Source organism: Flavobacterium inviolabile, from assembly GCF_013389455.1.
GTDB lineage: Bacteria > Bacteroidota > Bacteroidia > Flavobacteriales > Flavobacteriaceae > Flavobacterium > Flavobacterium inviolabile.
In genome coordinates, this window is record NZ_CP058278.1 from 635,900 (window position 1) to 649,515 (window position 13,616).

13 protein-coding genes are annotated in these 13,616 nt (G+C 42.1%); 12 read left to right on the top strand and 1 reads right to left on the bottom strand.

Translation table 11 applies throughout. The annotated features are described in order from the left end of the window. Positions 1 to 2 precede the first annotated feature (2 nt). From HW120_RS02815 to HW120_RS02850, 8 genes are all read left to right on the top strand, one after another. Positions 3 to 542 carry a YfiT family bacillithiol transferase gene (locus HW120_RS02815; RefSeq protein ID WP_177730612.1) on the top strand — a complete coding sequence of 180 codons (540 nt, stop codon included), beginning with the start codon at positions 3 to 5 and terminating at the stop codon, positions 540 to 542. A gap of 48 nt (positions 543 to 590) precedes the next feature. Further along, positions 591 to 938, top strand: a complete 348-nt coding sequence (locus HW120_RS02820; protein ID WP_177730614.1) for a hypothetical protein — start codon at positions 591 to 593, stop codon at positions 936 to 938. 6 nt (positions 939 to 944) lie between these two features. Next, entirely contained in the window at positions 945 to 1,751 is an 807-nt protein-coding gene (locus tag HW120_RS02825; RefSeq protein WP_177730616.1) for an SDR family oxidoreductase, read from the top strand. Between the two features lie 80 nt (positions 1,752 to 1,831). Then, positions 1,832 to 2,431, top strand: coding sequence for a hypothetical protein (locus tag HW120_RS02830; protein WP_177730618.1), 600 nt, complete (start codon positions 1,832 to 1,834; stop codon positions 2,429 to 2,431). A 9-nt stretch (positions 2,432 to 2,440) separates the two neighbouring features. Next, positions 2,441 to 3,523: a winged helix DNA-binding domain-containing protein gene (locus HW120_RS02835; protein ID WP_177730620.1), complete on the top strand. Its 1,083-nt coding sequence runs from the start codon at positions 2,441 to 2,443 to the stop codon at positions 3,521 to 3,523. Positions 3,524 to 3,541: 18 nt separating this feature from the next. After that, positions 3,542 to 3,934, top strand: coding sequence for a VOC family protein (locus HW120_RS02840; protein ID WP_177730623.1), 393 nt, complete (start codon positions 3,542 to 3,544; stop codon positions 3,932 to 3,934). Positions 3,935 to 3,981: 47 nt separating this feature from the next. After that, positions 3,982 to 4,392, top strand: a complete 411-nt coding sequence (locus tag HW120_RS02845) for a DUF6157 family protein (protein ID WP_246297024.1) — start codon at positions 3,982 to 3,984, stop codon at positions 4,390 to 4,392. A gap of 470 nt (positions 4,393 to 4,862) precedes the next feature. Then, positions 4,863 to 7,592, top strand: coding sequence for a M12 family metallo-peptidase (locus tag HW120_RS02850; RefSeq protein ID WP_177730627.1), 2,730 nt, complete (start codon positions 4,863 to 4,865; stop codon positions 7,590 to 7,592). Between the two features lie 75 nt (positions 7,593 to 7,667). Here HW120_RS02850 and HW120_RS02855 read toward each other — a convergent pair whose 3' ends face one another. Continuing rightward, positions 7,668 to 9,743, bottom strand: coding sequence for a M13 family metallopeptidase (locus tag HW120_RS02855; protein WP_177730629.1), 2,076 nt, complete (start codon positions 9,741 to 9,743; stop codon positions 7,668 to 7,670). A 152-nt stretch (positions 9,744 to 9,895) separates the two neighbouring features. On the opposite strand from HW120_RS02855, the gene HW120_RS02860 reads away from it, so the two are divergent. The 4 genes from HW120_RS02860 (at position 9,896) to feoB (ending at position 13,615) form a co-directional block, all read left to right on the top strand. Further along, positions 9,896 to 10,567 (top strand): SCO family protein, encoded by a 672-nt coding sequence (locus HW120_RS02860; protein WP_177730631.1) that lies wholly within the window; start codon positions 9,896 to 9,898, stop codon positions 10,565 to 10,567. A gap of 23 nt (positions 10,568 to 10,590) precedes the next feature. Further along, positions 10,591 to 11,106 carry a MepB family protein gene (locus HW120_RS02865; protein WP_246297025.1) on the top strand — a complete coding sequence of 172 codons (516 nt, stop codon included), beginning with the start codon at positions 10,591 to 10,593 and terminating at the stop codon, positions 11,104 to 11,106. Between the two features lie 167 nt (positions 11,107 to 11,273). Next, on the top strand, positions 11,274 to 11,501 hold the full coding sequence (locus HW120_RS02870; protein WP_177730633.1) for a FeoA family protein: 228 nt from the start codon (positions 11,274 to 11,276) through the stop codon (positions 11,499 to 11,501). Between the two features lie 11 nt (positions 11,502 to 11,512). Then, positions 11,513 to 13,615: a ferrous iron transport protein B gene (feoB, locus tag HW120_RS02875; protein ID WP_177730634.1), complete on the top strand. Its 2,103-nt coding sequence runs from the start codon at positions 11,513 to 11,515 to the stop codon at positions 13,613 to 13,615. Position 13,616 lies beyond the last annotated feature (1 nt).

Here is a 13,616-nt window from a genome sequence, read left to right on the forward strand (position 1 = left end):
TTATGGAATTAGAACAATTAAGATATCCTGTCGGAAAATTTATTGTCCCGACAGAAATAGACCGGCAGCACATCCAATCGTGGAAAACAACAATCCAATCGCTTCCACAGGAACTAAACGCCTTGGTAAAAGACCTCAGCGTTACCGAACGGAACTGGATTTACAGACCCGATGGCTGGAGCATCAAACAGGTTATCCATCACCTTGCCGACAGCCACATGAACAGCTTTATCCGCTTTAAATTAACCCTAACCGAAAACGTACCGGAAATCCGTCCTTATGAAGAACACAAATGGGCTCTTACTGCAGACGGGCAGGATGACGACATCAGTGCTTCCTTGCAGATTATAACCGGCGTACACAACCGCTGGGTTTATCTGTTGGATACCTTAACCGAAGAAGATCTGGCTTTGTTGTATTTCCATCCGCAGCACCAGCGCCTTTATTCGCTGAAAGAAGCGATCGGGATTTACGACTGGCATTCCAGACATCACCTGGCACACATTAAACAAGCCCTGCATCATAAAGGAAATTTCGAATAAAATACCTGCACTCTTAAAAACCGTATACGCCAACCAAAATCAGTTATCATGAAAAAATGCCTTGAATGTGAAGAGAGAATTGTAGGCCGGGAAGACAAAAAATTCTGCAGTGACGGATGCCGCAATGCCTACAATAACAAAAAGAATAAAGATGTTACCAACCTGATGCGCAATATTAACAACAAACTGCGCAGGAATTACCGGATTTTGGCGGCTTTAAATACCGACGGAAAATCAAAAACCACCCGAACCAAACTTTTAAGCAAAGGATTTGATTTTGAATTTTTTACCGGCATTTTAAACACTAAAACAGGAAATACCTATTATTTTTTATACAATCAGGGTTATATGGCTTTAGAAAACGATTACTTTGTATTGGTAAAAAAAGACCTCTGATTCAGTATGACAACACCAATAGCAATTTTAGGATGCGGATGGCTCGGCCTTCCGTTAGCGAAAGCATTAATCAATCAGCATTACCCTGTTAACGGCTCTACAACATCCGAAAACAAGCTTTCCCTTTTAGCCGAAAACCGGATTCATCCTTTTTTAGTCAGTCTGCATGAAGAAGCAACAAAGGGCGACATAACCGCTTTTCTTAACGGTCCTGAAATACTGATTATTGATATCCCGCCAAAATTGAGAGGGGATAATCCGGAAAATTTCACCGCAAAAATCCGGAATCTTATTCCTCATATCGAAACGGCAACAGTAAAGCAGGTCCTGTTTATCAGTTCTACTTCCGTATATGCCGATGATAATTCGGAAGTTTCCGAAGCCACCATTCCGCAGCCGGATACCGAAAGCGGCAGGCAGCTTCTGGAAGCAGAACGGCTTTTACAGCAAAACAGTCATTTCCAGACAACGGTTCTCCGCTTTGGAGGATTGATCGGCAGCGACAGGCATCCCGTTAAATTTTTAGCCGGCAGGGAAAATATCGGAAATCCGGAAAGTCCGATTAATTTTATTCATCAAACGGACTGCATCGGAATCATTTTAACAATAATCGAACAGCGTCAATGGGGCACCACTTTTAATGCCGTGGCACCGGTACATCCAGGCCGGGAAGCCTATTATACGCAAAAAGCAGCGGCATTAGCCCTGGCAGTTCCGAAATTCAACCATCAGAAACCTTCCGTTGGAAAGCGAATCAATACCGATAAACTCACCACCGTTTTGCAGTATACTTTTAAAGTTTTGGATTTTTAATCATAATTAATTCTAACTTTATACTTTACAAAACCGGAATATCAGAACCAACACACAAAAATCTTACGCTACCCAGTATTATGAAAAAACTATTGCTTTATCTTCCTTTACTCTTTTTAATTGTATCCTGTACAAAAGATTTTGACGATTATGCGCCAATACAGGAAACACCCAATGCATCCCGTGAACTGTTGATGTTACGGGTGGATTTTGAAACGAACCAGTTTAAAGGCGGAAAACTATTCCATTTTGAAGGTGTTCCAATGACTCCAACAATTCCGCTAACGGAAACCTATCTTCCGCCAAGTGATTTTGGTAATTATAAATTAGCATTCACGCCAACCGGTGAAGTTATCTTTAACGGGCCTGTTACCTGGATGGGAACTTCTTCAGAAATAGCAACACCCGATTATAGCGCACCGGAAACGTATCCTGTTTTACCAACAAATAGCGCTGCCGATTTTGCCACTGCCCAGTATTTTACTCCAACAGCCGATATTATTGCATCGGAAGGTTATACCAGTTTCAACTATGAAACCATCTGGAATGCGGTCAGCAACCTGGAAATTGTCCATCAGTTCACTGCCGAAAATGCAAAAGTCGGCTTTATGCTCTACACGCCGGGATTAGGTGTTTTTCAGCCACAACATGCCGACTGGTTTATCATTTTGTATAAATAAGATACGTGTATGACCTTAACGGACATTGCCAACATCCGCCTGGCCAATCAGCTTTTAATCCGGAACAAAGCCGGTAGTATTTCCGAAATCGCCACCTATATGGGAGCACTTCAGGCACAGGACTATGCGATGTCAAAATGGGCATTGGGAATCCGGCATGCAAATGCTACCGAATCGCTTGTTGAAGCAGCCATGGATAATGGCGAAATTATCCGTACGCATGTAATGCGCCCGACCTGGCATACCGTTGCGGCGTCCGATATTTACTGGATCCTTGAACTTTCGGCAAACCGGATAAAGTCGTCTATGACCAGCGGTTTGAAAGAACTGGAACTTGATCAAACCGTCCTTTCCAGGTGTTATTCCGTTATGGAAAAGGCCTTAAGAGATCACAATCATCTGACCCGGGAAGAACTGGTTTCTGAACTGGAAAAGCATAACATCGCCACCAATGACAGCCGTTCGTCTTACATACTGATGCATGCCGAATTGAGCGGTATCCTTGGCAGCGGAAAAACAAAAAATAAAAAATCCACCTATGCATTTCTTCCGGAATGGGTTCCTCAAAAAAACATCCTGCCCCGGGAAGAAGCTCTGGCAAAACTGGCCCGAAAATATTTTACCAGCCATGGTCCGGCAACAATTCTGGATTTCCACTGGTGGTGCGGCCTGTCTTTAACCGAAACCAAAAAAGCACTGGAATTGGTCCAATCCGATTTTATTTCAGAAACGATCGGTACGGAAACCTACTGGTTTTCCCCGGCTCTTGTTTTTCCGGAAAAAGAAAACAATTCCGTTCAGCTGCTACCGGCATTTGATGAATTTCTGATCAGCTACAAGGACCGGACAGCAACCCTGACGATGGATCATCACAAAAAAGCAATTACCCGAAACGGTATTTTTCACCCGGTAATCGTTAGTAATGGAAAAGCTGTCGGAATATGGAAACGGTCTTTAAAAAAGAATGCCGTAACAATCGATATTCATCCGTTTGAACCTTTTTCTGCCGATTTCAAAAAAATTATCGAACATGAAATCGGGAAACTGGGTACTTTTCTGGACAAAGCCCCGGAAACAATTTACCATTCCTAAACCCTACGAATCTATTTTATGAAACAGCATATTGCTCATATTACCTTAATGGTAAACGACTATGAAGAAACCATCGCTTTCTATACCGGACAATTAAACTTTTCCCTTTTGGAAAACATTCATGGCGAAGACGGAAGACGCTGGGTAACGCTGGCTCCGAAAGGATCCGCTGGCAGTGCTTTTGTTTTGATGAAAGCCGAAAATCCGGAAGAAAAAAGAAGCGTTGGCAACCAGACCGGAGGAAAAGTTGCCTTCTTTTTAAAAACAGATGATATCGCGCGCGATTTCGAAAATTTCACCAACAATAAGGTAACGATCATAAGAGGTATCGTGGAAGAGCCTTGGGGTAAAGTTGCCATTTTTGCCGATCTGTACGGTAATCTCTGGGATTTGATAGAACCGGCATCTTAATCGGCACCGTCAGCTGTCGCTTTTGTTCAACCTTAAATTTATTGCCAATGAAATCGACTAATTATTACAATACTTTTATTGCTGTTGCAGCAGATTGTCCGGCAAAAACCGCCGAAATCCCGCCTTTAAAAAAAACGGGCAAATCAATAGCGGTTATCCAGTTTGAAACCCTTATTGAAAATCCGTACCGGTTTACTTCCGATACCGTTTTATTCAACATTTATGCCGCTAAAAACAATATTCAAAAAGAAGATTCAGAACAGGAAAGAGAGCATTATTTTTCAAAAGGACAGGCTTGTTTTCGCTGCTCTCCGCTTCCCAAAAGATACGGTTGGGGCGTTCATTGCAATGAAGAAGGAAAGATGGCTATTTACGGAATAGAAACCGAAGCCTATCAAAAACTGGCTGCCGACGATAGTCTGCACCATACCAAAGCAATGTGTTCCGGTAAAAAATAATCCCTTATATTTTATCTGCTTTATTAAAAATAGTTTCCTGCTTTTGAGCAGTGCTCCAAAATATTATAACCGGCATTACGGTTATAATTCATTCCTGATTTCAGGATTTCGAACCTCTAAAAAAACCGGCTTTGATCAAGGTCAAAGCCGGTTTTTTGTTCGTCCTATCAGCATAAAACGGCAGTATTCTACAAATAACCACCCTTAAAACACTCTTTATTTCACAAAAACTTTTTTTTATTAATTATTCAGATAAAATATAACACCCTGTTTATTATTTATTATATTTGGTACAAAATTTACCATTTTTAATTTTACAACTGTTATTTTATTGATAAAAAATACCATTTTTAACATATAAGCTGTTAATCTCATACAAGCCTCATAATTACCTTTTTTGTTTCAACGGTACTCCATACACCAAATGATATTTTCATTGCGTACAACTTTAACACCAAAAACAATTAATTATGAAAAAATGCTTACTCTTATTTTCGGCATTGCTGACCTCCCTGGCGGCAATGGCACAGGTTCCCGAAACCAGCGGCCCGGACGATCCGCCCAGCTACACCCAACCCCAACAGCCTCAGCTGCCCGTTTATGAATTGCATCCGGCACAGATAGGCGGAGAAGTACAGGACTACCTCAGCTCCAGAGTTGAAGGTTATGCTGCCTACCATTTTAACTATGCTGCACTAAACGATTACCTGCTTAAAAATCCTTATGCGATAGAGTTTATCCTAAAGGACAATTCCGGTAACACCAAATTTACCCTTCAGCGCCACGACATGAGAGCGTTGGATTATACCGAAGGGATTACCCATGAAGGAGGAGAAAATCAGATCACTTTTCAGCGTACCGCCGAAACCGATCTTAACTATAATGTCCCTACTTTAAAAGGAACCGCCGATAATAATCCCGGAACACTGGTTCGTCTGGCCATCTTTAAAGACAACCTGGTAGGATTGAAATGGGATACCGAAAGCAATCAGGTATTGTATTACACGTCCCTGCAGGATTTTATCAAATTAAACGGCGATGATTTTGTTACCGACGAAAACCCATTATTGGTTTTTAATCTCGGAAACATCATCAGCACCCAAAACTCAAGATGCCAGCAAATCCAGGAATTAATCCAGGAACCTCCTGTGGTACAAAAGGGTTATTTTAAAGATTGTACGCCGCGCTTTGTCACAATAGCCGCAGAAGGCGATAAACCCTGGTGCGACCAGAACGGAAGCAACTCGGCATCCAACATCCTGAACAGCCTCTTTTTGGCCGAATGTGTGTATACGCACTACTTCAACATCTCGTTCATCGTAAAACATGTCAACCTTTTACCTACGAACGGTTCGCTATACAATACCAACAATGCCACAGACATACTCTATAAATTCCGGGACAACTGGAATGCCAACCACACAAACAAGGATCGCGATTTAGCCTTACTGTTTACCGGAAGACGGCCAGATGGCGGTACGGTAGGTATTGCTTTTACCAATTCTTTATGTTCCACATATTCCGCTTACGGTGTCATTGGAAAAGACCCGACCAGAATTCGTATCATCACTCATGAAATGGGACATATTTTCGGTTCCCTTCATGACGACGAGCATTACGGCTCTTCTTCCTGCAGCGGCAGCGACGTACCGATCATGTGTATGTACACATCCTCATATTCCCCTTTATATTTCAGTCCGCATACGCGAAATATTATTCTAAACTCGATAAACAGCCATGCCTATTGCCTGAATGATTATGCGAATGTGAATAATTCCAGTGAAATTGTAAAATCATGGACAAACAACCGCAACCTGAAATGGGTGGCTACCTGGTACATGCAGGAAGGCGATTATATGTTAGCCGGAAATTTTGACGGTGAAAACAACGATGAGGAAATTTTCTTTGCAAATCCGGATCGAAACTGGGTTGGTATTATGGATTTCTCCTGCGACCAGGGAACCGATTGGTACCACCTTTGGGGCAATGGCGGAAACAGAAGCTTCGGATGCTGGTACCGTAATTACGGCGACCGGTACTATGCCGGTGATTTTGACGGCGATGGCAAAGATGAAATTTTATCCCGTACCGATAATGGCAGCTGGGCTCAGATTAAAGAATACCTGCCCGGCAGCTGGTCGTGGAAAGAGCGATGGAGCAACAACGGCGGTAATACTCCTATAGCCTATTGGTATATGGGACCACAGGACACTTTTACCATTGGCGATTTTGACGGCGACGGTAAGGACGAACTATTGTGTGTTAACCCGAATGGCTGGGCACATCTGGTAAAGTTCAATTCCAGCGGCGGCGGTTGGTATTCCCCGCAGACGATCTGGAGCAATAACGGTTCCGGATGGATTGGCGGATTGCAGATCTCGCAGATACAACGCTACCTGAAAGGAAAAATGCGCACCACTACCCGTGATGAACTTTATGCTTTCGTGAGCAATTCTTCCAGTAATTTCTCTGCTATTATGCGCTTTACCGGAAGCACCTGGACGTTAACCGGCGGACAGGGATTGGGTACCAGCTTTACAACAACTAACGTGACGCCGGCACACAGCAGCTACAAAATGATGACCGGAAATCTGGACAACGACGGTTACAGCGAATACCTGGCCATCAGCAATACCTGGATTGGCAGTTATGACTATAGCAATGGCGGTCCCGGTATGTCCTTTAACTGGAGTAATGGCGGAAGTTCCTATTATAACGACTGGTATCTGAACCAGCGTTCCCGACAGTTTTTAGTAAAGGCAGCACCAACAGCACCTGACCAGATCTTTAACATCCAGTATATTAAAAGAAGTTCCGGATGGTGGTTCTGGTATAAAGAATGGTATGAAGCATCACTGGCTTCAATGTACCGCGGGGAATTGCCTAACCAGAACATGAAACAGGCCGGTCCGGAAATGGAAATCGAAAAATCAACGGTAATTGCGGTTAACGACAATATGCTGATCTATCCGAATCCAACCCATGATGTCCTGAATATTGATTTTAACAATATCGAGATCAAGCAGGCAAACATCAGCCTTATTGATATTATGGGAAAAACCGTCCTGCAGCAACCTTTAACCGGGTCAAACAATACCTTATCCTTACAGCATTTAGCGGGCGGACTGTATATTGTACAGATTCATTCCGAAAATCAGCCGGTGTTTACAACCAAGATCATTGTAAACAAAGGCAAATAAAAACAGCAACCGGCATCAAAAAAGTTGTCTGCCTTTCATAAAAAAAGCCTCCCGTTTGGGAGGCTTTTGTATTGATTACCAGATTTTAACTCTGTCTTCCGGTTTAACATATAGTTTATCACCCGGTTGGATATCGAAAGCCTGATAGAAAGCTTCAACATTTTGTAACGGCACATAAGCACGGTACATTCCCGGTGAATGCGGATCGGTTTTTACCTGATTTTTAATCGCTTCATCTCTCATTTTAGAACGCCAGATAGTCGCCCAGGAAATAAAGAAACGTTGTTCCGGTGTATAACCGTCAATCAAGCCCGGATTACCGTTTTTCTTTAAATACAACTGTAAACCGTCATAAGCAGCATTCACACCACCAAGGTCACCAATGTTTTCCCCTAATGTAAATTTACCGTCTACAAACGTTCCCGGTAATGGTTCCAGCGCACTATATTGTGCCGCTAAAGCACCTCCTAAACCGGTAAATTGTTTTAAATCTTCATCTGTCCACCAGTTTACTAAATTTCCGTCTGCATTATAACGGGCACCGGAATCATCAAAACCATGTGAAATTTCATGTCCGATAACCGCTCCGATACCACCGTAGTTTACCGCTTCGTCTGCTTTATAATCATAGAAAGGCGGTTGTAAAATAGCCGCCGGGAAAACGATTTCGTTATACGACGGGTTGAAATATGCATTTACTGTTTGCGGCGACATTCCCCAACGGGTTTTATCTACCGGTTTTTTCAGGTCTTCGATGTTTTCATCAAAGCCCCATTTGGCAACATTTTTCATGTTGTCATAGTACGATCCGCCATCGGCGATACTCTTGATCTCTAATTTGGAATAGTCTTTCCATTTGTCCGGATAACCGATCTTAACCGTCGATTTTCTTAATTTTTCGATAGCTCCCTGTCTGGTTGCAGGCGTCATCCAAGGCAGTTTATTGATACGGTTTTCAAAAGCAAGGAATACATTTTCAATCATTGCTTTCGCTTTTGCTTTTGCTTCAGCCGGGAATTTTTTCTCTACATATAATTTCCCTAAAGCTTCTCCCACCGTTCCGTTTACCACCTGTAACGCACGCTCTTCTCTCGGACGCTGCTTGATAGCTCCCTGTAAAGTTTTGCTGTAAAAATCCCAGTTGGCATTTTCAATATCGGTTGTTAACACACCGGTTGATTTGTTAATCAGCGTCCAACGCAAATAGGCTTTCCAGCTATCCGCATCGTTTGCTTTAAAAATATCTTCCAGAGCGGTCATATAGCGCGGTTGTGATACCACTAAAGAATCCAGATTTTTAACACCCAAACCGTCAAAATAGTTTTTCCAGTTTACTGTTGGCGTCAGTTTTTGCAGGTCGGCTACACGCATCGGGTTGTAGGTTTTTCTACGGTCGCGGCGCTCCACTCTGTCCAGTCTTGGTTTTGCCATAGCCGTTTCCAATGCCAGTACTCTAACCGCATCTTCTTTTGCCTGACTTGGTCCTTCTCCTAAAAATTGCAGCATACGGGCCACGTGTGCCACATATTTCTCTCTTTTCTCTTTAGAATCGGCATCATCCGAAATATAATAGTCACGATCCGGCAATCCTAAGCTTCCCAATCCGACATATACCACATTACGGTTACTGTTTTTAGCATCGGCACCAATTCCCATACCATAAAAACCTAAACCTCCCTGCGGTTCCATTTCTAATAACAGGGCATTTACATCCTGTGCATTCTTAACCGCATTGATTTTTGCCAGCTGTTCTTTGATTGGGGTAATTCCCAGTTTGTTTCTGGAAATTGTATCCATAAATGTTCTGTACACATTTACAGCTTTTGCCTGATCCGATTTCGGATCCAGATTTTTATTTGCAGCAGCCTCTTTTAAAATGGCTAAAGCGTCTTTATCGGTATTCTGGCGTAATTCGTCAAAACTTCCCCAACGGGTTTTATCACTCGGAATTTCCGTTTTGTCATACCAGGTTCCGTTTACATAACGGAAAAAATCATCCCCCGGTTTAACCGACTTATCCATAAATCCAAGGTTAATCCCCGGATGTGTAGCCGTCTTTTCTGCCGTGGCGGTCTGATTTGTTTTACAGGAGAACAGTACTAACGAAGCCGTAGCACAAAGAAGAACTCCCTTATTCACTTTTAATTCCATATTCTTATTTTTTGATTGGTGTTCGGATAACAAAAATAACAATTAGTAACCGAATTGATTTTTTTATTTGTTAAAATTGAATCCGTCCCGATTTAGAGAATATTTAACCCGCTAATAGCGAACTTCTTTTTACTTTTGCAAAAAAATAAATCATGCTATCTTTTTTCAAGAAATACCGACTGTTTTTTATTGTCCTTTTTGTGCTTTCTGCCATTATCGTAACCCTTTTCTATAACGCCCTTACCCCTAAAAAAAAGCTTGCTATCTATACCCCGTCCATGGTTAACCCGGAATTGGTGGATACCACGATTCAGCATATTGCCAATAAACATACTATTGCCGATTTTGCCTTTACCAATCAGAACGGAAAAACCATTACCCAAAAAGATTATGAGGGGAAAATTTATGTAGCCGACTTTTTCTTCACCACCTGTCCGACAATTTGCCCGATCATGACAACCAATATGGTATGGTTACAGGATCAAATTAAGAACAACCCGAAAGTGATGCTGCTTTCCCATTCGGTAACTCCGGATATTGACAGCGTACCGGTCTTGAAAAAATATGCGCTGGACAAAGGAGTAATTGACAGCAAATGGAACCTGGTTACCGGCGATAAAAAAGACATCTATTATATTGCCCGAAAATCTTATTTAGCGGTAAAAACCGGAAAACCGGAAGAATTATACGATATGGTGCATACCGAAAACTTTGTTTTAGTAGATGCCAAACGCCGTGTCCGCGGTTTTTATGACGGTACCAAAATGGAAGATGTAAAACGCTTACTGGAAGATATTAACTGGTTGTCCCAAAACGAAAAATAGTCGTTTATACAACCGGAATAATTTTGAAATCCATTTTCGCCATACCTCAGGACCTTTTAACAGCCAAAGAATCTGTTTATGACCCATGCGGTCTGGAATGTTCCGATTTACGGGCTGCAGCCGAAAGTGCGAAATATGACGCCCTTACCTTCCGCCTGAACGGACAATTTGTCTGCTACCGGCAGGCAAAAATTACCCCTGCAAAAACCGGGCAGTTTGTAACCCTCTGGAAAAGAAGCGAAGCAGGTCCTATCGAGCCCTTTTCGGTTACGGACACGATTGATCTCGTGATTATCAACACACGAAAAGACGAACAATCGGGGCAGTTTATTTTCCCGAAAGCTGTTTTGGCCGCCCGCGGTATTATTTCCACTGCTCAAAAAGAAGGCAAACGCGGTTTCAGGGTTTATCCGCCCTGGGATATACCCGGCAGCAAACAGGCACAGCAAACGCAGGCCTGGCAATTACCCTACTTTTTAGAAGGCTCCGCCAACTGCACCAGCAGCCGGAACCGGGCGTTAACGCTGCTCCTGCCGTAAATCATTACACACCTCAGCATGCGTCCGTATTTAACATTTGTAAGAATTTTTCAACTGAAATCGATATCCTAATCATTTCATAAAAAAATGTGAAAGTGTGTTTTATCATGGCTTATCAGTTTTAAATGCTTATTTTTGCATATCTATTTTAATTCAATCTAAATAAGGTGAAAACCACGCTAGCACAAATAAAAAAAGGACAAAAAGCCGTGATCAAGGATTTTAATGTTGATGTAATTCCACTAAAACTTTTAGAAATGGGCTGTCTACCCGGCAATACTGTAGAGCTGTTACAAATTGCTCCGCTGGGTGATCCGTTATACATTAATGTAAACGATAGTCACGTGGCCATTCGTATCGAAACCGCCAGCCAAATTGAGGTTGAGATTATATAAGGAAAAAATTCATGAGTACAAATACGTTAAAAGTAGCCTTAATAGGTAACCCGAATACCGGAAAAACATCCGTCTTTAATCAACTTACCGGTTTAAACCAACAAGTAGGGAACTATCCCGGCATCACGGTAGAAAAAAAACAAGGAATCAGCAAACTGTCCCCAACCGTTAAAGCGAATATCCTTGACCTACCCGGAACTTACAGTTTAAATGCCAGTTCACTTGATGAAAATGTCGTTATCGAATTGTTGATGAACAAAAACGACAAAGACTTTCCGGATGTTGCCGTAGTGGTTAGCGAAGTGGAAAACTTAAAACGTAATTTATTACTGTTCACTCAGATCAAAGATCTGGAAATTCCAACCATTCTCGTGATCAACATGTCCGACCGAATGGAATACAAAGGAATTACGCTTGATATCCCGCTTCTTGAAAAAGAACTTAAAACAAAAATTGCATTGGTCAGTTCCCGAAAAAAAACAGGAATTGAAACACTGAAAAATTTACTGATCAATTATAAAGAGTTGTCTACCGAACCTTGTTTGAATGCCACCAGTATTGATCCGGAATATTTTAACAGCCTGCGCAATGCTTTCCCGAACCAGCTTTTGTACAAACTATGGCTGGTTATAACACAGGACGTTAATTTTGGCGGCCTGCACCGTAATGAAGTTTCGATTAAATCTTTTGTAAAATCGGATACCGAATTAAAACGACTGCAGCAAAAAGAAACCATCAAACGATACCAGTTTATCAACGATACGCTTAAACTGACTTACAAAGTAGATACGGCTAATGCCAGAGATATCCGCAGTAAGCTGGACAGAATATTAACCCATAAGATTTTCGGTTATATCATTTTCTTCGGAATCCTGATGCTGATATTCCAGTCCATTTTCAGCTGGTCCAGCATCCCGATGGATTTTATAGACGAAAGTTTTGCGTCCTTAAGTGCCTATGCAGCCGAAAACATGCAGCCGGGCGTACTTACCGACCTGATTTCGCAGGGAATCATTCCGGGATTGGGCGGAATCATCATTTTCATTCCGCAGATCGCCTTCCTGTTCCTCTTTATTTCCCTATTGGAAGAAAGCGGCTATATGAGCCGTGTGGTATTCTTAATGGACAAGATCATGCGCCGTTTCGGTTTGAGCGGAAAAAGCGTGGTGCCTTTAATTTCGGGAACGGCCTGTGCTATTCCGGCAATTATGGCGGCACGGAATATTGAAAACTGGAAAGAACGACTGATCACGATATTGGTTACGCCTTTTACCACCTGTTCCGCACGTTTACCGGTATATGCCATTTTAATCTCGCTGATTATTCCGCACAAATATATTTTCGGAATATTCAACCTGCAGGGATTGACGCTAATGACGCTTTACCTTTTAGGTTTCGGAATGGCTATCTTATCGGCTTATATCCTGAACAAGATTTTAAAAGTAAAAAGCAAATCCTATTTTGTAGTGGAAATGCCGGGTTATAAAGTTCCTTTATTTAAAAATGTCGCGTTGAATGTTATCGAAAAAACAAAAGCTTTCGTTTTTGGAGCCGGTAAAATCATTCTGGCGTTGTCTGTTATTTTATGGTTTTTAGGTTCTCACGGACCGGATAAAAACTTTAAAAATGCCGAACAGATCATCGAACAGGAATTAGCTCAGAAAACCATCAGCGGTGAAAAAGAAGATCTGGTTGCTTCATTCAAACTGGAAAACTCCTATATCGGAATCATCGGAAAAAGCATTGAACCGGTTATCCGTCCGTTAGGTTACGACTGGAAAATCGGGATTGCCGTGGTCAGCTCTTTTGCTGCCCGTGAAGTGTTTGTAGGAACACTGGCTACAATATATAGTGTGGGAAGTCATTCTGAAGAGGAAACCACCATTAAAAACCGTATGAATGCCGAAATAAATCCGGTAACCGGGGTAAAAATCTTCAACCTGGCCACAGGTGTTTCTTTACTGCTGTTCTATGCTTTTGCCATGCAGTGTATTTCCACGCTGGCCATTACTAAAAAAGAAACCAACTCCTGGAAATGGCCGGCAATCCAGCTTGTATTCATGAGCGGATTTGCCTATGTTGTTTCCCTGGTTGCTTATCAAATACTTAGTTAAT